Here is a 26,206-nt window from a genome sequence, read left to right on the forward strand (position 1 = left end):
TTATCATACTCAATATACTTGAACTTAGTATATCAATTTACACTTAGCAAATCTCACTTTTTTCCTATTATCTTTTTTTAAATTATGATATGATTCACCTATTAACTATCTCGATTTCGGAGGAACATATGGCCTGTAAAAATTGTTCGATAATTAGTCCACGTATTACGTTTCAGTTGAATAAAAATCTACTTTCACTTATTTCAAATCATTTCATTCATTATGGTCATCACTTTAATGTACAGGACATTTATCTTGAAACAAATGAGAAAGGTGCGATTGATTTATATGATTTTTTAATTGAAATGGAGTTAGCTAATGGAGTAAAATTCAAACTCAATAAATTAGACTGGCATTCTCTAGAGTCGTTTCACGATTTTGTAGAAGCCTCTTGGATTGATTCGATTCTTAATGAAGATCATTTAACTATGCATTTTCAGCCTATTGTTGAAGCAGATGGTAAAATATTCGGTTATGAACTATTAGCTCGGTTCAATGACGATAATGGAAATATAATCTACCCAGATAAAATTTTTCCCGCTGCAAAAATTAGAGGGCGCACTTTTGCTCTTGATAGAATTTGTAGAATGCATGCTGTTAAACAAATTGAAAGACTAAAAAATGATCAAAAAGGCTTTATTAACTTTATTCCTACTGCCATTTATTCTCCAGAACACTGCCTTAGAACGACCACACTGATTGCAAATCGCTTAAATATTGATCCTAAAAGAATTATTTTTGAAGTAGTAGAAACTGAAAAAATTGATGATATGGATCATTTAAAAAACATATTACATTACTATCAAAAAAATGGATTTCAGTATGCTTTAGATGATGTTGGAGCTGGATATAATACGCTTAACGTGTTAGAAGAATTAAGTCCCCCTTATATGAAACTCGATATGAAGTTCGTATTAGGAGTGGCAGATGATTCGGAGAAACAAGCTGTTGCTTTATCATTTTTAGAAACAGCTCGTTATTTAAATTCAATTCCATTAGCTGAAGGTATTGAGACTGTCGAAGATTTTAATTGGTTAAAAAAACAAGGTTATCAACTATTTCAAGGATATTATTTTGGTAAACCACAGTCAGAACCATTAGAAACAGAATATATCTAGCTTCCTAGTCCCTCCACTAATAATACTTTTAATTCATATTATTATTTTATTGTCAGAAGTTTTGCTATAATGAATCTAATAAATAGTATAAAGGAGTGTTATAAATGCTTTGGACTTTAATTGGAATATTATTATTATTCTGGATTTTAGGCTTTATTTTTGAGATAGCTGGTGGCCTTGTTCATATCTTACTAGTTGTTGCGTTGATCATCTTTATCTATAATATGATTACTGGACGTAAAAAACGAATGTAGAGTTTCTTATTATAAATTCAAAAAGGGATCAAACTTGAAAATAAGTTTGATCCCTTTTCTTATCTTTCTATATTTTCTATAAATAAATCAACAACTGCTTCTTGCTGTTCTTTTCTGGTGATTTCACTTTCTCCATCACCTTTCTGATGTCCGTAATATCCAAAATTAGAATGATTTCCGCCTTTAATGATTTGGTACTCTGTATCATCAGGTAACAATGATTTAGATTCTAAGAAGTTATCCTGATTAAGTATTTGATCATTTGAAGCTGTAATAGATAATACACTTAGCTCAGAGCTAGAAATGTCTACACTCTTACTTGGATAAGATGCTAGTAGTAAAATCCCTTGTAACTGTTCTAAATGTTCTTCAGCATATATTAGAGCACTTGTTCCTCCCAGAGAGTGTCCTCCAATATACCAAGGTAGATCAGAACTATAATCTTTGTAAATATCTTCAAATACATTTGAATCAGTGATAGCTAGATTGATCGGCATAACTGGTAAGAATACCCTAAACCCTTCTCCACTTAACTCTTTGGCTAGTGGTAAATAAGCTTCGGTTTCCACCAGTCCTCCTTGATAAAACACTATATTTCCTATTGGTTTTTCTGGTTCAACTATAATCACATCATTTTCTGCTTTTACTCTACCATCGTCTAACAAGATTGCCGCTTCAGGCATTGCTTCATAAGTAGAGACTTTCAGATAGACATACATACCAACTATAATTAAAACAAGGAATAAACATATAGAAAAAACAATCCCTTTCCAATGTTGCTTAACTCGTTCAAACATGACATGACTTCCTTTTACTTTTTATATTAAAGTTTATCATACCTTAGAGAAGTTACTAGACCTTATTTCAAAAAATGATGTTTTTAAAGCCTATAAAACTAATACACTTCTACTTAAATATATCCATGTGCAATTATGATAACAAAAATTTATTTTATTCAAACTGTAATTGGAAATAATCAGGTACAATTTCTGGTTCTTTTCGGTCTAGTAAGTGTAAAACTAGTTTAGAAACAAGAATACCTGGTCCTAATGCTTGTCCTACACTTATTGTTGGTATACTACGATTTTCGATCCAGTTTGCTATTTTTTCTTCTGTAGCATAGTCGGGAAGATTTTGACTATATCCTGTCGGCGGAAAGGTTTTTCCTTTTAATTTATCAATCGCTATATCTTCTGGTATACCAGTATATTCTTCTAGCTTTAATCCTGATGGAGAAAAAGTTAATACGGATGCTCCAAATCCTAGTGCCACAGCAGTAATAACAAATAAATTTTTCTTTCGAGCAGCCCGATGCAGCGCAACAGATTCCGGAAAAGCAAAATAATCAATAGCATCAATTACGTAGTCCACTGCGTTTACAAAAGAATCTGCATTATCTTCGTTAACACCATCGTTGTAACATACGATTTCGATTTCTGGATTGATGGTTAGCAAATGATTTTTCAGTGCCTCTGCTTTTCTCTGTCCTACAGTTAGATGAGTTGCTGCACACTGTCGATTAATATTAGATACATCGAAAGTATCAGGATCTGCTAAAATTAATTTCCCGACTCCCATACGAGCAAGTAGTTCTGCAGAAAACCCTCCAATACAACCGCATCCTGCTATAGCAATTGTTGTCTCATGAAGCTGTTGTACTTCTTCTTCTGTCATAATTCCTAAATTTCTTATAAATTGTTCTTTAATCATTATCTTAATGCCTCCATTTCATTTTCTTCGTCATCCATAAAATAATCATATAAAGCCCTTCGTTTTTCTTTCAATGTTTCAAGGCATTCTGCTAAATTCAATACACAGGGAATGGTATTTGACCCCAGGTAAACATTTGGTTCTCCTATTATTTCAAATGGGAACTTGAAAATACGATACATATATCTATAAACTCGTTCATCAATACAACAAACCCAGTGTGTCAGACCATTATCTAATGAATAATTTAAAACTATTTTTATTAATCCTAAGCCTACATCATGTTTTGGCATTTTAGTAAATGCACTAATCTCTGCAAATTTATTCTTTTCAATTCCTGATAATTTTAATTTTTCAATTTCAAAAATATTAAAGTGTTTCATTGTTGGAAGATCTTTCAACGGCATAAAAATAAGCCTAGTCACCCCTACTACCTTATTCAAGTCAACTGTTTGAACAATAAAATAGGTTGAATTCTCTATGTAAGGATCCTCCATTTTTTGTTTAATAAATCCTACTTCCTGATAGCGATGATGATGCAAGGCAACCGCTTCATCACAAAGGTCCCCCTCGGCTTTACTATAATAATATTCCTCTTTTTTATCCATTGAGACACACTCCTTTAATTTTTTTACTAACTTATGTCTATTAAAAGATAAATCTTGACAAATTGAAAGTAATTTTTGATACTTATTTAAAAATCTATAGTCAATCAACAAAAAAAATGATAAACTCTTACGGAATAACATCATTTAAAATAGAAGAAATAGGATGATAGATAAAATGGATAAAATTGTAACAAAAAAACAACAATTATTACAAAAGCTTATTACGGACTATGATAAGAACTTGAATAATCAAATTCTGCTAGTATGTTTAATCTATATTGGATTAAGTATTAGTTGGAATCTTATCTTTAAGTGGTTTAATGTGCCATTTTCTCGTGCTCATATTGGTGTCTTAATTCTTTGTTTCGTTGTGCAACTGGCAGTGTTCTGGGTCTTTCACATTGTAAATATTCCTCAAAAAATCAGGACTCATATTGTTTTGTTATTTGTTATTTTTGTAACTATTAGTCTATATTTTGGGTCAGGTTATTCAGAATCTTGGAGTTATTTTTTGCTTATACCAATAATTTCTAGCCTTTATGGCAAACGAGCCTTATCTATTTATTACTCAATCATTGGATTACTCAGTTTGTCTATTATTAGTATCGTTTATCCCATTAACCCGCAGTATGTCACTGACGGCATTGATATTTCAAACCGTATATTGCTTTATTTAATCATTGCAACATTCAGTTATTTGTTATTGTCCAAACTTAATATGCTTTATAATAAACAAGTCAATACAGTTGTTACTTCGTTGGAAACAACTCTTGAGCAAGTCGCTAAAAGTTTTATAATTGCAATGGAAGCAAAGGATCACTATACATTTGGACATAGCGAAAGAGTTAGTCAATATGCAGTAGCATTAGGTAAACAACTTCCCGAGTATCATGACGAACAACAATTGAAACATCTACGACTGAGTGGTCTCCTTCATGATATTGGTAAAATTAATATTTCTGAGGATATTTTAACAAAATCAACAAAATTAACGGATCCAGAATATGACATCATAAAAACGCATACTACTTTTGGAGCCCAAATGATTGAAAAGATTGAAGGTCTAGAAGAGTTAAAAAGTGGTGTTTTATATCATCATGAAAGATGGGATGGAAAAGGATACCCATCAGAATTGAAAGCATCTGAAATCCCTTTAGATGCGAGAATTCTAGCTCTTGCAGATTCTTTTGATGCAATGACTTCAACAAGATCTTATCAGAATGAACAATTTATCGAAGAAGCTTTCCAAGAATTAGAAAAAGGGTTAGGTACACAGTTTGATCCCAATCTATCTGAAGCTCTTTCAGCAGCAAAACCTGAATTTTCAAAAATTTACTCTGAATATCATAATCCTTTAAATGAATTTGAGAAACTAACGGACTTTTTATAAAAATCTAATCGTTTTCTGGTTCTATACACTTCTAATAAAATAGTTAAAACTCTAGAACAACATTTGAATACATATATAACTGTATTAGTATTACTGATCTTTGCGTGTGCATCAATTGTTAATCAGACAAACATTGTTCAAAAGTTTCAATAAATTATATTACCTTAAAAAAGCTCTTTCTATATTGGCCATTTTATTGGCTTAGGAAGGATTTTCTAGTTGTGAACAACCTAATTGTTTGCAAGTATAGTCAATGGTAATTTAAATAGGTAATTGTAACATGGGTTATCCCAAAAACAACTGTGACAGCAACAGCAAGTAGATTATGAAGCCATACTTCTGCTATGATAAAATAAATAACAGGAATAATAGCCATTAACATAAGAATTTCAAAATTTGCGCCAACTGTAAAATATAATAACCAAAGCAAAAAGTAACTTAGTAAAAATAAAGATATAAAAATCATGTATCTAGATAATATTGGAGCCTCTTTTTTACTTATAAAAAATATCAAGAGAACGGCAAACAACCCCTGGCTTCCATGTTCAATCATATTGATCAAAAGATTATTATTAGTTATTACCATTTCGTTGCTGGGATTGTTTATTATTAAAAAAAGAAAATTAGGGAACATAGGTAATAGAAATATCACTAGACCCTTCCATGAAAACCCTATGCTGATCTGAAAAAAATCTAATATTTTATTCATAGTATATTTCTCTCCCAAAATATTCTCTAGCACTTTATGTACCATTCAATATAGGTTACTTTTTAATGCATGGCCAATTATCTATACTTTTGCCTTCGATTAATTTGATATAATTAGTCTTTCTTTTTCCATTTCAGATTTTAAAACACATGATTATATTCATAGTTTTTCTATCAGCAGAAAGATATTTCCTATCATTACAATCCTTTACAGATCATACTTACTGACTCAGTCTTCTATCCACCTTCTAATAAAATGCCCTTCTTGAATCGCAGCAAATGTAGCAGTAGCACATACCAAAATGGCACTATATTTTAATTTAATGATAGCTAATGTCAATGGTAAAATAAAAAGTAGTAAACCAGTAACTTTGTTCATAATCGTATGTTCTACCAATGATTTATTCTGTAAGACAACTCCAGATAGCCCATTGCTGATCTTTACTATAGCAATTATGGCAAACCATAACCAAAGCCACATTGGCATCTCAAGTATAGGAAGCAGCTTTATCAGACAGACAATATAAAATATAAAATCAGCTGCTGTATCTAATTTTGACCAAATTCACTAACGGTATTTGTCTTTCTTGCAATTCTCCCATCAATCATATCAGTAAATCCAGCCAACAAATAAAGAATATAAAAGGCTGGAGAGAGAGATAAACAAAACAAAAGCGCTATGCAATATAAAATGCGACAAACTGTTATGATATTAGCCATCCACTCGCTTCTTCCCTTTGTTACTGCATTTTTTCAAATGCCACAGTGTGTTCCTTCATAGAAATCTTTCCAACCTTATAGCCATACTCCAACAGTTCTTTCTTGTAGGTCAGAAAAGAATGATCTATTGGCAAGCCTGCGATTTTCTCTATTTCGGCATAAGTCAGCTTAAAATTATCTGTACCATTTGCTTTTATGTAGTTCCACAACGGATCGTATTTACTCATAATGGATGTCCCCTTCCTTTTTAATAAAATAATATACCTAAATTATTTATGTCTATATCATTTCTCTAGGATTATCATCTTAAAATCAACTACTTATTTTTGTGTGATTATAGATATATAATATCCATATTTTTGAGTTTCATTCATGAAATCAGTCAGGTCCATTTTTCTTTCAATAATTTTTTTGACGTTTTTTGTAAACGCAATCAAAAAATTGCAATCTATTTTATAAAATTCTACACCATATCAAATCTCGTTTCACAACCTACGACATCCAAACCAATGCCTGAGCAATAAGTCCATTTTTTTCATCAATGATATACCTATTCAAAGTAGCCGAGCTTTTCCGAAGTATCGTCTATACTTGGAAAAGCCGAAAACATACCACTTTCTTACACTGTTTATTTATTTAAAGACAACGATACTACCGTCTCAACATGATGAGTCTGAGGGAACATATCAACTGGTTGTGCTTTAATGACGTCATATCCACCTTCATGCAAAAGCTTCAAGTCGCGCGCTAAAGTTGCCGGATTACAGCTTACATATACCATTCTTTCTGGTTTCATTGTTAATACGGCATCAACGAATGCTTTTGCTAACCCTTTTCTTGGTGGATCAACTACTAACACGTCAACCTTCTCATTTCGATCTGTCCATTCTACCATTAACTCTTCAGCTGCCCCAACTTTAAAAGATACATTTGAAACATCATTTACTTGAACGTTTCTATTTGCATTCTTGATTGCGGTATTTACAATTTCAAGTCCATAAACGTGTTTTGCTTTTTTAGCTAGTCCAAGTGTTAATGTCCCAATACCACAATACGCATCAATAACCGTTTCTTTCCCAGTTAATTCAGCATAATCAATTGCTGTTTGATATAGTTGTTGCGTTTGTACTGGATTAATTTGATAAAATGACTGGTGAGAGATAAAATACGTGTCACCTAATAATGTATCATGATAGCCATCTTCCCCAAATAATACCCTATGATCTGATCCGAGTATTACATTCGTTTTTTCAGGATTAATATTCTGAATCAAACTGACTAATTCTGGTAATTTTTCTTTTAGACTACTAATAATTTCGTCTTCTCTTGGTAAATCGCTTGTTCTTGTAACTAAAACGACCATCAATTCTCCAGTATAATATCCTCGTCTAATAAGAATATGACGGATATCTCCTTTATGATTCACTTCATCATATGGTTTGATATGATACCGTTTTAGAACATCTCTTACAATCACAACTGCTTCATCTATTTTAGGATCCTGAATCGCAAAATCTTCTAGAGGAATCAAATCATGACTGTTTTTTCTGAAAAATCCAGTTGCCATTTTTCCATCAATTTTACGCACAGGTATCTGCGCTTTATTTCTATAACCATAAGGATCTTCCATACCTATAACGTCTGCAATAGGCACTTCTGGTAGCTTAGCAATTCGCTCAAAAACTCTTACTACTTGATCTTTTTTGAATCGTAATTGTGCATCATAAGATAAATGCTGTAGAGGCATCGTCCCTGTTTGGGCGTATACTTTGTCCATTACCTCCACTCGATCTGGACTTTCTGTAATGACTTCAAGCAGTTTCCCAAAAGCAAATTTTTTGCCAATTTTAACGACCTTAAATGTAACTTCTTCTTGGGGTAATGCACCTTCTACAAAAATTGGAAAGTTATCGATTTTAACGACACCAAGTCCTTCATGAGTTAAATCTTCGATTGTACCTGTATAATCTTTATTTTTTGATACTGGTGCTGTAAATTTTTGCTTATTTTTTCCCAATATAATGCTCCCTTTAAATTTATCCTTGAGTTAGGTTGTCAATGTCTTCAAATACATTAATTTGTTGTTTTGTATGTTTTAAACAAATGTATTTTATTCATTTTGTTCTTCTAATTCTGATACTTTTTTGATAAAATCTGTTTCTTTTTCTTCCATTGAAGGATCTCTAGTGTCAATATCTAATTTCATCGCATCGAGATCGCCAACCATTTCCATATGCTGGCGGTAATTGATAAATGTAGCCGGTGCATCTCCACCATATTCACCATCAATATTAATCATCAATTTTTTATCCCCTAATGTTTCAGTGACAACTTTACTAGTCTTCGTATAAACAATTTTTGAGCTATTGACATGCTTACCATCATTCATTAATAAGGTGATTAAACGCATAATTTCCACAAGGTTTGTAGCTTTTACGATAATCAAAGTAAACTTGCCATCTCCTAGTGTTTTATCTGGTGCAATATCCTCAAATCCTCCAACAGAGTTAGTCAAGGCTACAAAGACCATAGAAGCCTGTCCTTCGTATACACCATCATCATACTCCACTCGTACTGGTACTTTTCCAATTCGAGGAAGCAATTCAGCACCTTTAACAAAGTAAGCTAAGGAACCAAATAGGGACTTCATGTTAGCAGGAACTTCGTAGGATACTTCTGAAAGAAAGCCAGCTGCTCCAATATTCATAAAATATCTTTCTTCTTTGGCCGTACTTACTTTCCCTATATCCATAAAAACAGTCTGATCTTTTTCAATTACTTTTGCTGCATCGACCATATTACCTCTGGGTACATGTAACGCTCTAGCATAGTCATTGGTAGTACCTGCTGGAATTATAGCAATTTTGGGTCTCGTCTGCGCTCCGGCAATACCATTTATAACTTCATTAATTGTACCATCGCCACCAGCAGCCACAACTAAATCAAACTGTTCATTTGCACATCTTAAAGCTTCTTTTCGAGCACTTAATGGATCTGTTGTTGTACAAAAAGCACTGGTATCATATCCAAAATCTTCATAAACTTTTAATATATCTGGTAGAGCTTTCTTGACTTGTTCTCTACCAGAAGTTGGATTATAGATAATTCTTGCTCTCTTTCTCATATCTTAGTGTTCCTCCTATAAACATTTAATCCCTACTCAATGCTTATCGCTTTTCAATCTCTTCTTTTAATAATTTATTCACCACACCAGGATTTGCTTGACCGCGAGTTTTTTTCATGATCTGTCCTACTAAAAACCCGATAGCACGATCTCTACCATTTTTATAATCTTCAATAGACTGTTCATTTTGATCAAGCGTTTCGTTGATTACGGGAAGTAGTTTGCTTGGATCACTTAATTGTGCCCATCCTTTTTCTTCAACCAAGGCTTCAACATTGTTGCTTCCATTAGTAATTAATTCTCGAAAGACTTTTTTTGCAATTTTAGATGAAATCGTTCCATCTGCAATCAAATTAATCATTTCAGCTAGTGCTTTAGGAGTCAAAGCTGTTTCACTAAATGAAAGCTTTTCACTATTCAAGTATGCTGAAACCTCTCCCATTAACCAATTGGAAACTTGTTTAGGATCCGCACCATGAGAAACTGTTCCCTCAAAGAAATCAGACATTTCTCGAGAAGATGTTAGTACTTCTGCATCATATTCAGGAATACCTAACTCTTCAACGTATCGCGTTCTTCTTTCTTTGGGCATTTCTGGTAGTGACTGACGCACTTTTTCTATCCACTCATCTTCAATCAACAAGTTAGGAATATCTGGTTCTGGAAAATATCGATAATCACTTGAACCTTCTTTGACACGCATTAAAATTGTTTTTCCTGTGGTTTCATCATAGCGTCTAGTTTCTTGCATTAATTCGCGACCGGCTATTAACTCACGCTCTTGGCGTTCTACTTCATGAGCCAATCCTTTGCGGACAAAATTAAATGAGTTCAAGTTTTTCAATTCGGATTTCGTTCCAAATTCCTTTTGTCCAAATGGTCTTAAAGAAATATTGGCATCACAGCGCATAGATCCTTCTTCCATTTTCACATCAGAAACGCCGGTAAACTGAACAATTTGTTTGACAGCCTCTAAATACGCATAAGCTTCTTCTGGAGAACGCATATCTGCTTCAGAAACGATCTCTATTAAAGGTGTACCTTGGCGATTTAAATCTACATAAGAATAGCCATCACTTCCATGGGTATTTTTTCCTGCATCTTCTTCAAGGTGCACTCTTTCAATTCTGATTTTTTTCTTTTCTCCATTTACTTCTATTTCTATCCAACCATCATGCCCTATTGGACGATCAAACTGAGAGATTTGATACGCTTTTGGATTATCTGGATAGAAGTAGTTCTTTCTATCAAATTTTGTATCTTGAGTTATTGTACAGTTCAATGCTAAAGCAGCTTTCATTCCAAATTCAATAGCTCGTTCATTTACTACTGGTAACACCCCAGGGTATCCCCAATCAATCACGTTTGTATTTGTGTTTGGTTCAGCGCCGAAATGAGCAGGTGAGGGTGAAAACATTTTAGAGTTAGTTTTTAATTCTACGTGAATCTCTAAGCCTATAATTGTTTCAAAATTCATTTTTATTTCCCTCCTTTGAAATTTGGTCTTTGTTTATGAAAGTCTGTAGCCTGTTCATAAGCATATGCGGCACGATAAAGTGTTTGTTCGTCAAAATGTTTGCCAATCAATTGCATACCCACAGGCATATTATTTGAAAATCCACAAGGAATAGATACAGATGGTACTCCTGCTAAGTTAACTGGGACTGTTAGAATATCAGCCATATACATTGCTAATGGATCTTCGATCTTCCCACCTATATCAAATGCAGTTGTAGTAGTGGTTGGCGCAACTAAAAAATCTACTTCTTCAAAAACTTTCTCAAAATCTTGACGGATGAGTGTTCGAGCTTGAGCAGCCTTCTTGAAATGCGCATCATAGAATCCAGCACTTAGCGAGAATGTACCCAACATAATCCGTCTTTTAACTTCTAATCCAAAACCTTCTGATCGAGATTTTACATATAGTTCTTCTAAGCTATTCACATTGTCTGCACGATATCCATATCTTATCCCATCAAACCTTTGAAGGTTACTGGAAGCTTCAGAGGACGCAATAATATAGTAGGCAGGAATCCCATATTTAGAATGCGGTAAACTTACTTCCACAATCTCTGCGCCAAGTTCTTCATATTTTTTAAGCGCCGCTCTAACTGAGTCTACAATGCCTTTTTCTTTAGCATCTTCATTGAAGTACTCTTTAGGTACACCAATACGCATCCCCTTAACACCTTTTTCAATGCCATCTGTAAAATCAGGTGTTTCTCCTTTATAAGAGGTAGAATCCCGCTGGTCGTAACCACTAATCGCATTCAAAACTAGTGCATTGTCTTTAACAGTTCGAGAAAAAGGCCCAATTTGATCAAGACTTGAACCAAACGCAATCAATCCATAACGAGACACACGGCCATATGTTGGTTTCATTCCTACAATGCCCGTAAATGCAGCTGGTTCTCTAATAGAACCACCAGTATCCGATCCTAATGAAACTGGTACTTGACCAGCTGCAACAGCGGCGGCTGATCCACCAGATGATCCACCTGGAACTTTTGACAAGTCCCAAGGATTTCGGGTTACTTTAAATGCAGAATTTTCTGTTGATCCACCCATTGCAAATTCATCCATATTCAGCTTACCTATAGAAACCATACCGGCTTTAGCTAACTTTTCAACTACAGTTGCATCATATACAGGAACAAAATCTTCTAACATTTTTGATGCTGCGGTTGTAGTTAACCCTTTCGTAACGATATTATCTTTAATTCCAATTGGAAGTCCACTTAAAATATTATTCGGATCTATTCCGTTTTCATCCACCATACGAGCATGTTTTAAAGCTTCTTCTTTATTCAAAGCTAAAAATGCCCCAACATTCGCTTCGGTTTCATCTATTTTATCGTAGACTGCTTCAATTATCTGAACAGAGCTAAGCTCACCATTGACCAATCGCTCATGCAGTTCTTCTAATGTGTAATCTAAAATGGCCATTATGCTCCACTCTCCCCATTGTCCATGATTGCAGGTACTTTGATAAATCCATCTTGTTTTGTTTTAACATTTTTAAACAATTCTTCTCTGTCTATTTCTAATTTAGATTCATCTTTTCTTACAACACTATGATGTGTAATCCCGTGGAAGGTCCCTTCCACTCCTTGCGTATCTAAATCTTCAAGTTGTTCAACCATTTGGATAATCTTATCGATTTCTTCAGTAAAATCATGTATATCTTCTTCTTTAAATTCTAACTTCGCCAATTTTGCCACATGCTTGACTGTTTCTTCATTAATCGCCATTTTCTACTTCCTTCCATTTTATAAATACTGAATTAGTTAATTAAACTCAATCAAATACGTGAGTTACAAATTCTGTTTCCCCAGACTCGCGACTCAAAAAGGCTTCAACTCCATTTAATGACTCTACTTTTATTTCAATAGGAAGATTCTCTGCTAAGTAAGAATTAGCAGCTTGGTTTAAATATTGGGTAAAAGCAATCATTTCTCCCTTTCCATAAAACTGTGTCATAACTTCTATCTGTAAGGTTGCTAAATTATTATCAATATAATGAGCGATCCCTGTTACCCCACTCAAATTAGGGAAAAAGTTTTCTACTTCTGATTTAAAATTAGCAAACTGGTTCCCTTCCGCACTTTGCATCCCTTCAATAGGAAAAACTTTTCTATCTTCATTGATGGCTTTCCATCCTGAAACTTCTGAAGCCCCACTTTCACTGAGTCCATGAGAAATGTACGTGCCTCCAGCAAAATCATCTCGCTTCGATTGCTCATAAAGACCTACCATAATTGGCACTGTTTTTAATTCTTCAATCTTACGCATGCGAGAAATGACTTCATTTGCTATTTTTTTACCTTCTTCTAATAACTTTTCTCTTGGAATTTCTTGGACTTCTTGTCTTTGATCTCCAAAATAATCAACTGAATTGAGCGCTAACCCAACACTTAGACCTGCTAACTCCATACCATCATCTGTTTGCTTATAGTAATCTTGCTCCAGTATTGAGCTTAAATAATTTGGATTTCTCGTTGCAGGATCTGTTTCCCCATTATCTTCAGGATTTAATCCTAAGTTTTCTTCCCCATCTTCAATCTCTTTTTCCGTTAATTTTCTAGATCTTTGCAACCAGCTAGTGACTGTCCCAGCAGGAAGAAATTGGCCTTCTTGAAAAAAATAGTCTTCCGTAGAAAAATGTTTTTGTGAAAATCTCATTAAATCTTCTTCAAATGTCTTAATATTGACGTTAGAGTTCAATTCCCTTGTAATACCGCGATTTAAGCTTGGTGAATATGTCCCTTCTTTAGTGATGACCGGACGATAATAGTCAGAATCAATTCTTGATTCTATAATAACTGCATCTCCATTTTCACTAGTCTGAGTAGTCCCCTCTTCATTTTCTTCAGGAACATTCCCATTAGGACCAACAGGATCTGGTAACGCATCACAGGAAGCCAATAGCAATGTCATACTAGCTAAACCAAACAATATTCTTTTTTTATGCATATTTTTTACCTCACTTTCAAGATTACTCAGACAGTTCTTTTAGTAATCTCTTTTCATCCCATATAGAAACTTCTAACTCTTTAGCTTTATCTAATTTACTACCAGCATCTATTCCAGCAATGAGTAGATCAGTTTTTTTAGAAATACTTCCTGTAACATTCGCACCCAGTAAAGTTAGCTCTTCTTTTAAATCATTGCGTTTAAAGTGTTCCAATTTTCCAGTTATAACAACTGTTTTATCATTGAAATATGAATCTGTATTAATTGTTGCTTGTCTTTTGACTCCAGTATAGGTCATATTAATACCAAATGATTTTAATTTATCGATGAGATCCATTGCAGCTTCTAACTCAAAGAAAGCGACAATACTTTCAGCAATAATTTCTCCAATCCCTTCAATAGATTGGATATCTTCAAGAGAAGCCCTTTTGATATTCTCGATAGATTCATATTCTTCAGCTAAAAGTCTTGCGGCTTTTGCGCCAACGTGTTTAATCCCTAGACCAAATAACAATTTTTCCAAAGAATTATCTTTCGAATTCTTAATAGCATTTAATAAATTCTCGGCAGACTTATCTGCAATTTTGTCTAAAGTTAAAAGGTCTTCTTTATTTAGTCGATATAGATCAGATACATCTTGTACTAACTGTTTTTCAAAAAGTTGAATGATAATTTTTTCACCAAGTCCGTCAATATTCATTGCATTCCTTGAGACAAAATGAATTAATCTTTCTTTTGCTTGAGCTGGACATTTTGGGTTCACACATCTCAAAGCTACTTCATCTTCTAGGTGTACTAATTCACTTTGGCAAGCAGGACATTGTGTAGGTATCTGACATGGTTCAGTCTCTTTAGATCTCGAATCAAAATCTACTCTCACCACTTCAGGAATAATGTCTCCTGCTTTTCTGACAAATACGGTATCGTTTATTCGAATATCTTTTTCCTTTATCAAGTCGACATTGTGCAAACTCGCTCTCTGCACAGTAGTTCCTGCTAAGTGAACTGGATCCATTAACGCAGTCGGCGTCACCACTCCTGTGCGTCCGACAGACCATTCAATTTCATTTACAGTCGTCTTAGCTTCTTCAGCTGGAAATTTATAAGCAATTGCCCATCTTGGAGCCTTCACAGTATAACCAGCCTGTTCTTGATTATCGAATTTATTTACTTTTATAACAATCCCATCAATTTCATAGGGTAAACTAGTTCGTTTATTCTGATACTCTTCAATGTAAGTCCAAACCTCTTCAATAGATTGAAAAACAGTTCTTTCTGGATTCGTTCTTAATCCTAATTTATCCAGAGAGTTTAAAGCGTCACTTTGTGTTTCTACATTCAAATCTCCATACTGCACTATTGAATATAAAAAGACACTTAGATTTCTAGAAGCTGTTACTTGGGGATTTAAATTTCTTAATGTTCCTGCAGCTGCATTCCTGGGATTTGCAAACACGGCCTCCCCTTGTTCTTCTCTTTCCTCATTTAATTGTATAAAAGAGGACTTAGGCATATATATTTCACCACGAGCTTCAATTGTCACGGCTCGTTTCAACTTAAGCGGAACTGCTTTAATTGATCTTACATTCCCTGTTACATTTTCTCCGACTCTTCCGTCTCCTCTAGTGACTGCTCGAATGAGTTTTCCATTTTCATACTTTAAGGAAACAGCTAAACCATCAATTTTGAGTTCACATTCATATTCAACTTCACCGTCAACCAATTGTCTGACTCGCTTATCAAAAGCTCTTAGTCCATCTAAATCAAAAGCGTTATCCAAGCTTAGCATTGGTAAATCGTGTTCAACCTTTTCAAACCCTGGAAGAAGTGTTCCTCCTACTCGCTGAGAAGGCGAGTCTTGCTGAACCAACGTAGGATACATTTCTTCAAGTTTAAGCAACTCTTGATATAATTTATCATATTCACTATCTGGAATAGTCGGTCGATCAAGGACATAATATTCATGACTGTAATGATCCAATAAAGTAATCAACTCATCTACTCTTCTCTGAGCTTGCTTGAAATCATTATCTAAAACCACTAAGTTTGCTCCTCTCAGTCTTTTTCAGGTTTCATACTTTCTCAATTGGGGCAAATGTTGCTAACAGTGGTTTAATTCCAATACCAGGAAATGCAATATCCAATTGTAGATCTTGGCCTGATCCACTAATTTTAACAACTGTTCCTATTCCCCAAGTCTTATGGTTAGCTTTGTCCCCAACCGTCCAGTCTAAACTTTCTGCCCCACTATTACCTGTTGGATGAGAAGTGACTGTTCTGACCTTCTTGTTAGCAGGAATATAGTCATTAGATCGATTACCAAAGCCGCTATTTATTCCACTTGAGAAAGGTTTTATACTATTCGATTCTACTCTTTCTAGTAAGTCATCTTCAATTTCATCTAAAAACCTTGATGGTCTATTCAGTTGTGTTTTACCATATAGCGTTCTGTTCATTGCATTGGAAAGATAGAGTTTCTCTTCCGCTCTAGTGATTCCAACATATGCAAGCCGTCTTTCTTCTTCCATTTCTTCCTCATTTAATTCTGCTCTGGATAACGGGAACAACCCTTCTTCCATGCCAATTAGGAAAACAACTGGAAATTCTAGTCCCTTAGCTGCATGGAGCGTCATTAAAGTAATCTCGCTTGTAGGTTCTTCTGCTTCTGTATCTAAATCAGATAATAAAGCTAAGTCAGTTAGGAAAGAAATCAAACTCTTATCTTCTTGAGGGTCTTCATCGAATTGCTGTGTTACAGAAAGAAACTCATTAATATTTTCAATACGTGCTTCTGATTCTAATGTTCGTTCTTTTTTTAATGTAGGAAGGTAATCAGATTTTTCAAGAATTTGTTCAGTTAACTCTGTTACAGTAAGAAATTCGGCCATTTTTCTAAAATCATTGATCATTGCAGCAAATACTTCCAGGCTATTAGCAGCTCGACCAGATAAGTTGGTTACTTGAGCATTTAATGCTGCTTCATATAACGACCATCCCATCTCTTCTGCTGCTAATATTAGCTTTTCAATGGAACTAGCTCCAATACCTCTTTTAGGCACATTCACCACTCTATTAAAACTTAAATTATCTGATGGATTTGCAATTAGAGTTAAATAAGCTAAAATATCTTTAATTTCTTTTCTGTCATAGAATTTATGTCCTCCAACCATACGGTAGGGAATGTTTGTCTTGATCAGAGTTTCTTCCATAATTCTTGACTGGGCATTCGTTCTATACAATACCGCGAAATCATTATATTCCTTCTTAGAATCCAAGGCCATTTCTTCTTTAATCTGTTGTACGATATAGCGAGATTCTTCATGTTCATTGCCAGCTCGATAGTAGACGATTTTATTTCCATCATGATTATCCGTCCAGAGATTTTTTTCTCTTCTATTAATATTATGGGATATAACATGGTTCGCTGCTTGTAAAATATTTTTAGTTGAGCGATAATTCTGCTCTAAATAAATCACTTTAGCTTCTGGATAATCTTTCTCAAAATTCATAATATTTTCCATATCTGCTCCACGCCATCCATAAATACTTTGATCTGCATCTCCAACGACACAAATATTCCGAAGGCGACTAGCCAATAACTGAACTAATTTATACTGAGCATGGTTTGTATCTTGATACTCGTCAACGTGGATATACTGAAATTTAGTTTGATAGACTTTCAACACATCTGGATGTTCTTCAAAAAGCCGTACCGTCAACATAATTAAATCGTCAAAATCTACAGCTTGTGCATTTCGCAGTTCTCGCTGATACGCATCATAACAGTCAGCAACAATTTTGCTGAAGTAATCACTTGCTTCTGCACGAAAAGCTGCTTCATTCTGTAATTTATTCTTTGCATTACTAATTTCAGAAAGTATTGCACGTGGATTATATTTTTTTGGATCGATGTTTTGTCTCTTTAAAATTCGTTTCATTAATGTCTGCTGTTCCCCAGGATCACTAATTGTGAAAGAACGGCTATATCCAATCTGGTCAGCTTCTCTGCGTAAAATCCTTACACACATTGAGTGAAAAGTAGAAACCCATACATCGGTTCCACCTTCTTTGACTAAATTTGATACTCGAGCTTTCATTTCAGAAGCTGCTTTATTTGTAAATGTTATCGCTAATATATTCCAAGGGTTTACACCTTGTTCTTCTATTAAGTAAGAAATACGATGAGTCAGTACTCTCGTTTTACCAGAACCTGCTCCTGCCATAATTAAAAGCGGGCCTTCAGTATATGCCGCTGCTTCTTTTTGCTTTGGATTCATTCCACTTAAAATATCTTTACGCAGTACCAATATCGTCATCCTTTCAGGTAATCATACATTATTTTATTATACAGAAAACATCTCTTTCTTTCCATAGAACAAGGCATTCCATCATATAAATCTTAGAATATTATCTTTTTCAAGTTCCGGTATAACACTTTTATACTTACATAAGAGAAAACATTTGTTTTAATCTAAATACTTTTAATTAACATAATATTTTATCCATACAAAAAAAGCATATTGAATTGATTTCATCAATATACTTTTTAAATACTCTCTTATCTAATCTATGATCTGTACGATATTTAAAAGGAGTTGATTCAATAAGATTCTTATCTCTCTCCTAGCATAAGGATAATTTTGCTCTTCTAATAATTGAATTAACTGCTCATAATGTTTTATTTTAGTCTGCCGACTTCGATAGAGAACATTTGAAATTTTTCCGTTATCTGGCAACAAGTCTTTCATCGACATTAAAATCATTGATCTACTATGTCGATTTTTTTCTAATGAAAGCAGCTCTTCCCACAATTGCCATTCTTTTTCTTCAAAATCATTTGTATTGTTTGAATTAGCTTGTTTCATACTTTGTAATATTATTTTTGAATGTTTAAGATCCATTTGCTTTTCTTGCTTTTCAAGTTTCATTAAATAATGAATTACCATTAATTCAATAAATTCAATGCGCTCGCGAAAAGATTTTGAATCAATCATTAATGGTAAAACTTTAGCCCCTTTATACGGCTCGATCTTAATATATTTTTCTTTTTCCAAAAGCATAACTGCATTACGAATTGGCGTTCGGCTCATCCCTAAAATTTCAGCAATATCTTGTTCCCGTATATGCTTTTGAGGTAACCATTCTTTATTTTCAATTTTTCTCTTTATAAAATGATAAGCTTCTAGCTCTCTTTTCTTAATTTTTTTCATTTTTTCAGTCCTTGACTTTTTCTCTAATCATTACTTATTAGGCCTTTAATTAGATCAAAAGAAATTTACTCTACTGCAGAACATTTAGCTACATTCCTATATCTGATAAGAGTACTAATAACTCATTTATATTATCTGCAGGAATTGATACATGACCTTTCTCAGTATTTGGATCTGCTGGATCATTTTGATAAAAAGTAAACTTCCAGTCTTGTTGAATTCTAGCTTGCGTGTATGCCTGTTCAAGCTGCGTATAATCGAATACTCTCATTACAGTAGAACTAGTCAAATTCCATTCTGTTGGTATTGGCCAGCCACAGATAGCGCGAATATGTGCATCAAATTGCGATAACTCTCCTTGATCTATCGTAAAGTGAAAGGCTTGGTGAGGGTGCCCAACCAATTCATTTATATAGAGTGACCCCGTCGAAGTAGTAAATAATTCTAAAGCTATAACTCCTTGAAAATCAATATTTCCTGCTACAATTTTAGCAATTCGATTCACTTCTTCTACTATATCCTCACTAACTCGTGCTGGTGTAACAGATTGGAAAAATTCATCATTACGGTACATCATTTCAGTAACTGGATAAATTAATATTTGGCTAGAGCTGTCTTTCGCAATGGCAACACATAACTCTCTTTCAAAGGGTATCCATGCTTCAAGTACACTTGCGCCAGAATCAACTAGTCTTTTTGTTTTAGGAATATCGTTTTCATCATATAAAACGACATGTTCCTTATACCGCTCGTCTGTTCTGTTTGCTTTTAGTACACAAGGGAAACCAATGCTTTGAACAGCTTCTTCTACATCTTCTATAGAAACAATAGTGGCAAACGGAGCAATGTTAAGACTATGGGATTCCAAGAAAGCTTTCTGCAAAACTCTGTCTTGAGAGATGGAGAGTAAATCTTCTCCTTGTGGAACCGGCAAAGTCCGCTTCATCATCCGCAGGTAATCCGAATGAAAAGCTTCCGTCTCGTATAAAACAACATCACTTTTCATCGAGAGATCTTGAAAGGCTTTTTCATTCGTCAATTCTGCCCTTAAATGCCAATCTGCAATACTACTAGCTGACGAGTTAGCATCTGGATCTAGAATACCAACTTTATATCCCATTTTCTTTGCAGAAAGGGCCAGCAATCGAGCAACGCTTCCACCACCGATTATTCCTATAGTTTTACCCGGTTGAATCCAATCACTCATGGTTACCGCTCCTCTTTCTATTTTCAATATTAGTTTTAAATCAATTAATTTATAATAAAACTATTCATTATGTGATTTCTTTTTCAATTTATTTTTCTTAATTTTCTTAGTCCAGAAGCCACCATTAATGTATCTTGGCTCATATGATATAATGAAAGCTTTGGCTTCAATTTCATGTATTTTGACATATAGATCACGCTCATTCGATCTTGGAGTTAAAATTTCCAATACATAACGGTCGCCTTCTTTTCCATATGCTTGGGTAGTTGTTACCCCATAACCAGAATTCCTTAATTTATTAGCGATCTCATAGCCTTTTTCTGGTACGATCGTCGTTACCAAAATATACCCTAGTGCTAAATAATTTTCTATTTTCATTCCAGTAAAAATACCCACTCCAAAACCTAATGCATATGCGAATACATTAAATACATTATCCAAGTTATCTAATACTAATCCCAGTCCCACTACGTATATCGTAATTTCTATCATTGCAATAAAAGGAGCGATTGACTGGTAACCTTTCATCGTCAACATCATTCTCAATGTATTAAGCGTAACGTATACTACGTTTATGCAAAATATTGTTAATAACATTATCCAATCTAAATTCACTAAAAACTCTCCCTATTTTTTGTCCTATCTATTGCTTTACATACTAGAACGGCTGAGACACTTCTAGCTGTCTCAGCCTGTTTTTATTGTTGTTTTTTATCTTCTACTAATTGTGAACTATCTTCTTCAAGTGCAATCTTTTCAACTCTCAAAGTCAAAATTCTCGATCCTTCAAGAGATTCTACTCTCATTAATAAATCTTCTAGTTTCAAGAATGCATCATCATCTTTGTTAGGTACACTTCCAAATTCAGTTATAAAATATCCAGCTATTGTATCAACATTTTCTGATTCAATTTTCGTATTAAAGAAATCATTAAATTTATCAATAGGTGCTGCACCTTCAACAATAAACTCTTGCTCTGAAATCTGTTCAATCAAGTTATTCGTTTCATCGTATTCATCATCGATCTCTCCAACTATTTCTTCCAAAAGATCTTCTAGTGTAACAATTCCGACCACTCCACCATACTCGTCATTAAGCACAGCCATTTGATTTTGTGTACGTTTCATTTGAAATATCAGATCATCAATATAAATGGTCTCTGGAACAAAAAGCGCCTCATTACTAATTTCTTTTAAATCAATATCATATAAAGGTTTTTCTTTTGAGGCTTTCAATAAGTTCTTCACATGAATGATACCTAATATATTATCTTTATCTTCAAAATACAAAGGAACCCTTGAATGAGAGGTATTGAGCATTGCATCAATATTTTCTCTATTTGAATCATCATAATCTAACATAAATGAATCTGTTCTAGGGACCATCACTTCTCTAGCTATCTTGTTATCAAGCGAAAGCACACCTTTAAGCATTGAAAATTCTTCCAGATCGATAATCTCATGATGATGACTCTGTTCTAAAAATGTACGAAATTCATCTCGCGTCATTGTTTCTTCTTGAGCATTGAAATCAATAGGCAATATTTTTTTCATACCATTTGTGATAACTTTCAATGTCCATACTATTGGAATAAATAACTTGCGGACAAAAAGAACAATCCCAACAAGAGCCATTGCTGTTTGATCAGGATTTTGTGCAGCAACCGCTTTAGGTAATTGCTCTCCAAAAATAAGTACAACAGAAGAAACAATTAAAGTGATGAGTATCATACTGGCAATTCTAGCATAAACAAAACCGCCTAATAAATCAGCTAGATAATCTGTATAATAAAATGATGCTAGTGCGCTACTGAATAATGCTGAAAGTGTCAATATAATTCGAACAGCAATTAAATAATCATCTGATTTTTCAAGTAGATTCAACACTTTTTTTGCTTTCTTGTTGCCTTCAATTGACAACTCGATGATTCTAGTCTGATTCAGTGACACTAATGCTATTTCAATTGCCGCAAAAATCCCGTAAATCAAAGTCAATAAGATGATGAGTGAAACATGCCCAATTAAGGGCTGTATACTCCCAGGATCTGAATTCATTATGTTTTTCTCCTTTTTTATGAACGAACCTTATTATTTTTTCAAAATCAAAGCCACTATATCACATATCCTACTGTCTCACAATAAAATAATGTACTAGTAGATTTAATACAATATAGCTATTCTGTTACTTTCAAGTCAGACAACACAGGTAAAAATCTATCGACAACATCACCACTGCCTTTTCCTTCTAAAAATCCCATAAAAGTAAAATCGTTATCGTCAGCATCGAATGCGTAAACAAATCCATTTGTGACGTTTTCGCCATCTTCTGACACTTCAGCTGTTCCTGTTTTCGCACCTACTGTAAATGGTAATGAAGAAAAGGCATGCGCCGTTCCATCCGTATCTTTAACTGCTGCAACAAGATCTTTCTTGATTAGTTGTGCAGACTCTTCAGATACTGGACTTAATTGGTTCACTTTCCCCTCTAACTCTAACTGAGGAAACGTCATTGCTCCTTTGTTGACAACAGCTGAGTAGAAAGAAATTTGATGAATCGGGCTCATCAGCAATTCTCCCTGCCCATAAGCAGTATCTGCTAATAAAGTTGGACGATTAAGAGTACCATCATTTGAGATTTGAGCTGGCTGCATACTGAAGGGTAAATTCATATTAGCACCAAAAGGAAATTGACTTAATTTTTCTACAAAGTCTTTTTCGCCCATTTCTAAAGCTTCCATCGCAAAATAAATATTGTCTGAATACGTAATAGCTGCTTGTAAATTCACTTCTGTTACAGCATCACTTACTCTAGTAATCTTATGGTCTCCGAATGAATTATCGTTTGGTTGCCACTCTAGTCCTTCTATCCTATGTGTCTTATCAGGTGAAGTGATACCTAGATCAAGACCAATCATTGAAGTAAGAATCTTAAAAGTAGACCCTGGTGCATACCTTTGAGCATAACGCGCTAGAAAAGGACTGTCTTCATCTTCAGTGTATTTTTGATATTGTTCATTTGAAATTCCTTCAACAAATAGTTGAGGATCATAAGATGGTGAGCTAGCAGCAACTAATAGCTCTCCTGAATCTGGTGCCATTACAACAGCTGCCCCAGGCTCTCCCTGCAATTGATCATACATTTCTTTCTGCAGATCCATGTCAATTGTCAAACGAATATTCTCTCCGTCTTTTTTTTCAGATTCAACTAAGACTTTTTTATTTTCTCCTGACTCAGTTTCAATATAAATCTGTCCACCTTTTATTCCTCTTAGTCGTTCATCAAAAGCTGCTTCTAACCCTGCTTTTCCAACAGTATCCCCTGTTTGTAAAGTGGGATTGCTTTCAATATCTTCTGCTGTAACCTCTCCAACATAACCCGTCAAATGTGCAGCAGCTTCCCCTAGCGGATACATTCTAGACTCTGTTTGTCTATATACTACGCCTGCTAGTTCGGGTCTATTATCTGCATTTACAACTTTAATAGGTACAAAACTTTCATCTGTTACCCAAGACTGTTCAAGTATTTTTTCTATGGAAGATACTTCTATGCCAAAATTTTCTGAGATACTAGATAACTGTGACTTACGTGCATCTCCTTCTCCTAACGAACTTGGAAGTATCCCAGCTTCCCAGGCACTTCCGTTACCGGCGAGCATATTGCCGTTACGATCATTGATACTTCCGCGCTCTCCTTCATCATAAGAAAGCTTAACGGTATCTCCTTCTTCCATATCTGGAAAGATCAAGGAAGTATCCCAATCCACAAACATTTTATCATCCACTTCGGAAAAAGTTGTCTCATATTTTAAATCTTCTAATCTTCCAAGCGATGTATCCATGGCTAATGTATAGGTGAATTTATACTGATCAGTTTCTTCATCTATAATAAGTTCGTTTTCCCTATTTTCAATATTTGCAGCCCCTATTCCAGAAAATATCGTTTTATATCTTTCTCCGATCTCTTCTCTATTATATGGCACATCATTTATTGAATCTTCAGATAGTAAAGTGACGAATTTCGTCATATCGTTTTCAGTTAATGCATCTAAGTAAGCTTGTAAAAGTTCTTCGGCTTGTGCTTGCCGCTTCTGAGCTTCTTTATTAGCTTGCCAATTATTATAAAGCCAGTAACTTCCGATAAGACCTAAGATAACAGCAGCAATAACTAACGGAATGAGCCAGACCTTTTTATTCTTTTTTTTCTCCTTAAACCTGTTTGAAGAACCTTTCATATATATCCCTGCTTTCCAATTATTTAAAATGATTCTATTATGGTTTCATTTATCTAATTTAACCAGAAATTCTGCACTAATTTTCAAAATCATCTTTCTCTTTTTTTCTATATTTATCCATTTTCTTACTAAACAATTTGCCATTAGATGGCGGAGTATAAGTGATTGTATTCGCTCCGGCTTCGATTGTAGCTTTGATACTCTCTTCTGTAGGTCCGCCTGTTGCTATAATAGGTAATTTGGGATATTTTTCTCTAATCTCTTTAACTAGTTCTATAGTGTTTCCAGCATTAGAAATATTCAAAATATCAACTCCAGCTGCCAGCCGTTCCTCGATATCCGTATATTCAGAAACGATTGTCATAATAATTGGAATATCAACTACTTCGTTAATTGCTTCGATGGTATCGATTGGTGTTGGTGCATTTACTACCACTGCTAGACAACCATGAGATTCCGCAAAAAGAGCCATATTAGCCGAACGTGGGCCTTGCGTTGTCCCGCCGCCAACACCTGCAAGTACTGGTATTGTAGAAACAGAAGTAATTGCTTCGATAATTGCCGGATGCGGAGTGAACGGATAAACAGCCATAATCGCATCAGCATTATTATTCATAATAATTGCGATATCTGTAGTAAAAAGCATCGCTTTGAATCGTTTTCCGTTAATATTGATTCCACTAGCTTCTCTTATAACATCTGGAACAGCGATATAATCTTTCCGCAAGTTGGTCTCAACAATAGGCATTTCTTTTCTTTTTGTCATTCACTCTTACTCTCCTGTTCAATAGTATCATGATCATATTTATATAACTCATAAGTTTCTATTAAAGAGATTACTTTTTCTGGATAATCTGGATCAGTTGCATAGCCAGCGGTTTGTAATGCTTCTGCTGATTCTATATAATTTGGAGCTTCAATTACTTCTTTATAAAGTTCTCCATCCCATTCAGTTCCATTATTTAATAACTTCGCATAATCTTCCATTGATTCCAACAGAGAATCATAGCTTCTAAACTGAGCACTTATTTCAATCCACTCATCTTCCTCAAATTCTTTAGTAGTATAAGAACTAGGGTTTTCTCCTTTGATGCCATAATAATTTTTTTCTCTTTGTGCTAATTCACTTTTACCCCAGTTAGACTCAAGTATAGCTTGTGCCATCATCACACTAGGTCTTACATGATATTTGGCTTCGATAATCACTGCATTCTCAGCTAGTTCATGAATGAACTCTTGCTCGTAATTCGTTGAAATACTACTAGGTTCTTCAAATAGTTTTTTACTGATCAGTGCGATCGAAAATATAAATAATAAAATACAAACGAAGAATATTTTCATTCCTAAGATAATTGGACTTTGTTTCTTTTTACGTGGGCTTTTACGTTTTTTGACCATTTTTTTAGCCAAGCCAATCTTCTCCTTTGAAACCAATAGACAACTTTTCTATTTG

The 26,206-nt window shown here is 34.3% G+C and carries 25 protein-coding genes; 3 read left to right on the top strand and 22 right to left on the bottom strand.

Annotation, left to right across the window (positions count from 1 at the left end; all coding sequences use genetic code 11):
* Positions 1 to 128 precede the first annotated feature (128 nt).
* Both BLT22_RS08055 and BLT22_RS12220 read left to right on the top strand, forming a co-directional pair.
* Complete coding sequence (locus BLT22_RS08055; protein ID WP_091762341.1) at positions 129 to 1,118, top strand: EAL domain-containing protein; 990 nt, start codon at positions 129 to 131, stop codon at positions 1,116 to 1,118.
* Between the two features lie 104 nt (positions 1,119 to 1,222).
* Positions 1,223 to 1,372, top strand: a complete 150-nt coding sequence (locus BLT22_RS12220; RefSeq protein WP_143020643.1) for a lmo0937 family membrane protein — start codon at positions 1,223 to 1,225, stop codon at positions 1,370 to 1,372.
* Between the two features lie 59 nt (positions 1,373 to 1,431).
* Here BLT22_RS12220 and BLT22_RS08060 read toward each other — a convergent pair whose 3' ends face one another.
* The 3 genes from BLT22_RS08060 to BLT22_RS08070 form a co-directional block, all read right to left on the bottom strand.
* The gene (locus tag BLT22_RS08060) at positions 1,432 to 2,169 is read right to left on the bottom strand and encodes an alpha/beta hydrolase (protein ID WP_091762342.1); all 738 of its coding nucleotides are present in this window, start codon (positions 2,167 to 2,169) and stop codon (positions 1,432 to 1,434) included.
* A gap of 154 nt (positions 2,170 to 2,323) precedes the next feature.
* On the bottom strand, positions 2,324 to 3,082 hold the full coding sequence (locus BLT22_RS08065; protein WP_091762344.1) for a ThiF family adenylyltransferase: 759 nt from the start codon (positions 3,080 to 3,082) through the stop codon (positions 2,324 to 2,326).
* Complete coding sequence (locus BLT22_RS08070; RefSeq protein WP_091762346.1) at positions 3,082 to 3,690, bottom strand: N-acyl amino acid synthase FeeM domain-containing protein; 609 nt, start codon at positions 3,688 to 3,690, stop codon at positions 3,082 to 3,084. The genes BLT22_RS08065 and BLT22_RS08070 overlap by 1 nt, the downstream gene beginning before the upstream one ends.
* 175 nt (positions 3,691 to 3,865) lie before the next feature.
* Here BLT22_RS08070 and BLT22_RS08075 point away from each other — a divergent pair, with 175 nt between their 5' ends.
* Positions 3,866 to 5,080 carry an HD-GYP domain-containing protein gene (locus BLT22_RS08075; protein ID WP_176935400.1) on the top strand — a complete coding sequence of 405 codons (1,215 nt, stop codon included), beginning with the start codon at positions 3,866 to 3,868 and terminating at the stop codon, positions 5,078 to 5,080.
* A gap of 250 nt (positions 5,081 to 5,330) precedes the next feature.
* Here the strand turns inward: BLT22_RS08075 and BLT22_RS08080 are convergent, their stop codons facing one another.
* The 19 genes from BLT22_RS08080 to BLT22_RS08165 form a co-directional block, all read right to left on the bottom strand.
* Positions 5,331 to 5,789 (bottom strand): hypothetical protein, encoded by a 459-nt coding sequence (locus BLT22_RS08080; protein ID WP_091762350.1) that lies wholly within the window; start codon positions 5,787 to 5,789, stop codon positions 5,331 to 5,333.
* Positions 5,790 to 6,017: 228 nt separating this feature from the next.
* On the bottom strand, positions 6,018 to 6,269 hold the full coding sequence (locus BLT22_RS12445; RefSeq protein ID WP_218127258.1) for a hypothetical protein: 252 nt from the start codon (positions 6,267 to 6,269) through the stop codon (positions 6,018 to 6,020).
* 68 nt (positions 6,270 to 6,337) lie between these two features.
* Positions 6,338 to 6,508: a CDP-alcohol phosphatidyltransferase family protein gene (locus BLT22_RS12450; protein WP_218127259.1), complete on the bottom strand. Its 171-nt coding sequence runs from the start codon at positions 6,506 to 6,508 to the stop codon at positions 6,338 to 6,340.
* 20 nt (positions 6,509 to 6,528) lie between these two features.
* Complete coding sequence (locus tag BLT22_RS08090; RefSeq protein WP_091762352.1) at positions 6,529 to 6,735, bottom strand: hypothetical protein; 207 nt, start codon at positions 6,733 to 6,735, stop codon at positions 6,529 to 6,531.
* Between the two features lie 401 nt (positions 6,736 to 7,136).
* Positions 7,137 to 8,525, bottom strand: a complete 1,389-nt coding sequence (gene rlmD / locus BLT22_RS08095) for a 23S rRNA (uracil(1939)-C(5))-methyltransferase RlmD (protein ID WP_087057790.1) — start codon at positions 8,523 to 8,525, stop codon at positions 7,137 to 7,139.
* A 93-nt stretch (positions 8,526 to 8,618) separates the two neighbouring features.
* Positions 8,619 to 9,632: a diacylglycerol kinase family lipid kinase gene (locus tag BLT22_RS08100; RefSeq protein ID WP_087057788.1), complete on the bottom strand. Its 1,014-nt coding sequence runs from the start codon at positions 9,630 to 9,632 to the stop codon at positions 8,619 to 8,621.
* Positions 9,633 to 9,675: 43 nt separating this feature from the next.
* A complete protein-coding gene (gene gatB, locus BLT22_RS08105) occupies positions 9,676 to 11,109 on the bottom strand; it encodes an Asp-tRNA(Asn)/Glu-tRNA(Gln) amidotransferase subunit GatB (protein WP_087057785.1) in 1,434 nt (477 codons plus the stop codon).
* Between the two features lie 2 nt (positions 11,110 to 11,111).
* A complete protein-coding gene (gatA, locus tag BLT22_RS08110; RefSeq protein WP_091762355.1) occupies positions 11,112 to 12,578 on the bottom strand; it encodes an Asp-tRNA(Asn)/Glu-tRNA(Gln) amidotransferase subunit GatA in 1,467 nt (488 codons plus the stop codon).
* A complete protein-coding gene (gene gatC, locus BLT22_RS08115; RefSeq protein ID WP_087057780.1) occupies positions 12,578 to 12,883 on the bottom strand; it encodes an Asp-tRNA(Asn)/Glu-tRNA(Gln) amidotransferase subunit GatC in 306 nt (101 codons plus the stop codon). Before gatC ends, gatA begins: the two co-directional genes overlap by 1 nt.
* A 46-nt stretch (positions 12,884 to 12,929) precedes the next feature.
* Positions 12,930 to 14,105: a CamS family sex pheromone protein gene (locus BLT22_RS08120; RefSeq protein WP_087057778.1), complete on the bottom strand. Its 1,176-nt coding sequence runs from the start codon at positions 14,103 to 14,105 to the stop codon at positions 12,930 to 12,932.
* A gap of 22 nt (positions 14,106 to 14,127) precedes the next feature.
* Complete coding sequence (gene ligA / locus BLT22_RS08125) at positions 14,128 to 16,146, bottom strand: NAD-dependent DNA ligase LigA (RefSeq protein ID WP_087057776.1); 2,019 nt, start codon at positions 16,144 to 16,146, stop codon at positions 14,128 to 14,130.
* 31 nt (positions 16,147 to 16,177) lie between these two features.
* The gene (gene pcrA / locus BLT22_RS08130; protein ID WP_091762357.1) at positions 16,178 to 18,412 is read right to left on the bottom strand and encodes a DNA helicase PcrA; all 2,235 of its coding nucleotides are present in this window, start codon (positions 18,410 to 18,412) and stop codon (positions 16,178 to 16,180) included.
* Between the two features lie 255 nt (positions 18,413 to 18,667).
* Entirely contained in the window at positions 18,668 to 19,315 is a 648-nt protein-coding gene (locus BLT22_RS08135) for a GntR family transcriptional regulator (RefSeq protein ID WP_091762359.1), read from the bottom strand.
* Between the two features lie 88 nt (positions 19,316 to 19,403).
* Positions 19,404 to 20,522, bottom strand: coding sequence for a 5-(carboxyamino)imidazole ribonucleotide synthase (locus BLT22_RS08140; protein ID WP_091762361.1), 1,119 nt, complete (start codon positions 20,520 to 20,522; stop codon positions 19,404 to 19,406).
* Between the two features lie 60 nt (positions 20,523 to 20,582).
* On the bottom strand, positions 20,583 to 21,119 hold the full coding sequence (locus BLT22_RS08145) for a DUF2179 domain-containing protein (RefSeq protein WP_087057802.1): 537 nt from the start codon (positions 21,117 to 21,119) through the stop codon (positions 20,583 to 20,585).
* 101 nt (positions 21,120 to 21,220) lie between these two features.
* A complete protein-coding gene (locus BLT22_RS08150) occupies positions 21,221 to 22,576 on the bottom strand; it encodes a hemolysin family protein (RefSeq protein WP_091762363.1) in 1,356 nt (451 codons plus the stop codon).
* A gap of 119 nt (positions 22,577 to 22,695) precedes the next feature.
* Positions 22,696 to 24,753, bottom strand: a complete 2,058-nt coding sequence (gene pbp4, locus BLT22_RS08155) for a penicillin-binding protein PBP4(5) (RefSeq protein ID WP_091762365.1) — start codon at positions 24,751 to 24,753, stop codon at positions 22,696 to 22,698.
* A 76-nt stretch (positions 24,754 to 24,829) separates the two neighbouring features.
* A complete protein-coding gene (locus BLT22_RS08160; RefSeq protein ID WP_091762367.1) occupies positions 24,830 to 25,519 on the bottom strand; it encodes a hydrolase in 690 nt (229 codons plus the stop codon).
* On the bottom strand, positions 25,516 to 26,163 hold the full coding sequence (locus BLT22_RS08165) for a glycoside hydrolase family 73 protein (protein WP_091762369.1): 648 nt from the start codon (positions 26,161 to 26,163) through the stop codon (positions 25,516 to 25,518). Before BLT22_RS08165 ends, BLT22_RS08160 begins: the two co-directional genes overlap by 4 nt.
* Positions 26,164 to 26,206 lie beyond the last annotated feature (43 nt).

The sequence above is a fragment of the Marinilactibacillus psychrotolerans genome (assembly GCF_900101525.1).
In the GTDB taxonomy this organism is placed as follows: Bacteria; Bacillota; Bacilli; order Lactobacillales; family Carnobacteriaceae_A; genus Marinilactibacillus; species Marinilactibacillus psychrotolerans.

What these genes read in the sequence shown, in the direction of transcription:
- BLT22_RS08140 (WP_091762361.1), bottom strand. Translation starts at nt 20,522, where the DNA reads ATGAGTGATTGGATTCAACCGGGTAAAACTATAGGAATAATCGGTGGT.
- BLT22_RS12450 (WP_218127259.1), bottom strand. Translation starts at nt 6,508, where the DNA reads ATGGCTAATATCATAACAGTTTGTCGCATTTTATATTGCATAGCGCTT.
- pbp4 (WP_091762365.1), bottom strand. Translation starts at nt 24,753, where the DNA reads ATGAAAGGTTCTTCAAACAGGTTTAAGGAGAAAAAAAAGAATAAAAAG.
- BLT22_RS08120 (WP_087057778.1), bottom strand. Translation starts at nt 14,105, where the DNA reads ATGCATAAAAAAAGAATATTGTTTGGTTTAGCTAGTATGACATTGCTA.
- BLT22_RS08080 (WP_091762350.1), bottom strand. Translation starts at nt 5,789, where the DNA reads ATGAATAAAATATTAGATTTTTTTCAGATCAGCATAGGGTTTTCATGG.
- BLT22_RS08070 (WP_091762346.1), bottom strand. Translation starts at nt 3,690, where the DNA reads ATGGATAAAAAAGAGGAATATTATTATAGTAAAGCCGAGGGGGACCTT.
- gatA (WP_091762355.1), bottom strand. Translation starts at nt 12,578, where the DNA reads ATGGCCATTTTAGATTACACATTAGAAGAACTGCATGAGCGATTGGTC.
- gatB (WP_087057785.1), bottom strand. Translation starts at nt 11,109, where the DNA reads ATGAATTTTGAAACAATTATAGGCTTAGAGATTCACGTAGAATTAAAA.
- BLT22_RS08145 (WP_087057802.1), bottom strand. Translation starts at nt 21,119, where the DNA reads ATGTTATTAACAATATTTTGCATAAACGTAGTATACGTTACGCTTAAT.
- BLT22_RS08090 (WP_091762352.1), bottom strand. Translation starts at nt 6,735, where the DNA reads ATGAGTAAATACGATCCGTTGTGGAACTACATAAAAGCAAATGGTACA.
- BLT22_RS08135 (WP_091762359.1), bottom strand. Translation starts at nt 19,315, where the DNA reads ATGAAAAAAATTAAGAAAAGAGAGCTAGAAGCTTATCATTTTATAAAG.
- BLT22_RS08160 (WP_091762367.1), bottom strand. Translation starts at nt 25,519, where the DNA reads ATGACAAAAAGAAAAGAAATGCCTATTGTTGAGACCAACTTGCGGAAA.
- BLT22_RS08100 (WP_087057788.1), bottom strand. Translation starts at nt 9,632, where the DNA reads ATGAGAAAGAGAGCAAGAATTATCTATAATCCAACTTCTGGTAGAGAA.
- BLT22_RS08055 (WP_091762341.1), top strand. Translation starts at nt 129, where the DNA reads ATGGCCTGTAAAAATTGTTCGATAATTAGTCCACGTATTACGTTTCAG.
- gatC (WP_087057780.1), bottom strand. Translation starts at nt 12,883, where the DNA reads ATGGCGATTAATGAAGAAACAGTCAAGCATGTGGCAAAATTGGCGAAG.
- BLT22_RS12445 (WP_218127258.1), bottom strand. Translation starts at nt 6,269, where the DNA reads ATGTGGCTTTGGTTATGGTTTGCCATAATTGCTATAGTAAAGATCAGC.
- BLT22_RS08065 (WP_091762344.1), bottom strand. Translation starts at nt 3,082, where the DNA reads ATGATTAAAGAACAATTTATAAGAAATTTAGGAATTATGACAGAAGAA.
- BLT22_RS08060 (WP_091762342.1), bottom strand. Translation starts at nt 2,169, where the DNA reads ATGTTTGAACGAGTTAAGCAACATTGGAAAGGGATTGTTTTTTCTATA.
- BLT22_RS08075 (WP_176935400.1), top strand. Translation starts at nt 3,866, where the DNA reads ATGGATAAAATTGTAACAAAAAAACAACAATTATTACAAAAGCTTATT.
- BLT22_RS12220 (WP_143020643.1), top strand. Translation starts at nt 1,223, where the DNA reads ATGCTTTGGACTTTAATTGGAATATTATTATTATTCTGGATTTTAGGC.
- BLT22_RS08150 (WP_091762363.1), bottom strand. Translation starts at nt 22,576, where the DNA reads ATGAATTCAGATCCTGGGAGTATACAGCCCTTAATTGGGCATGTTTCA.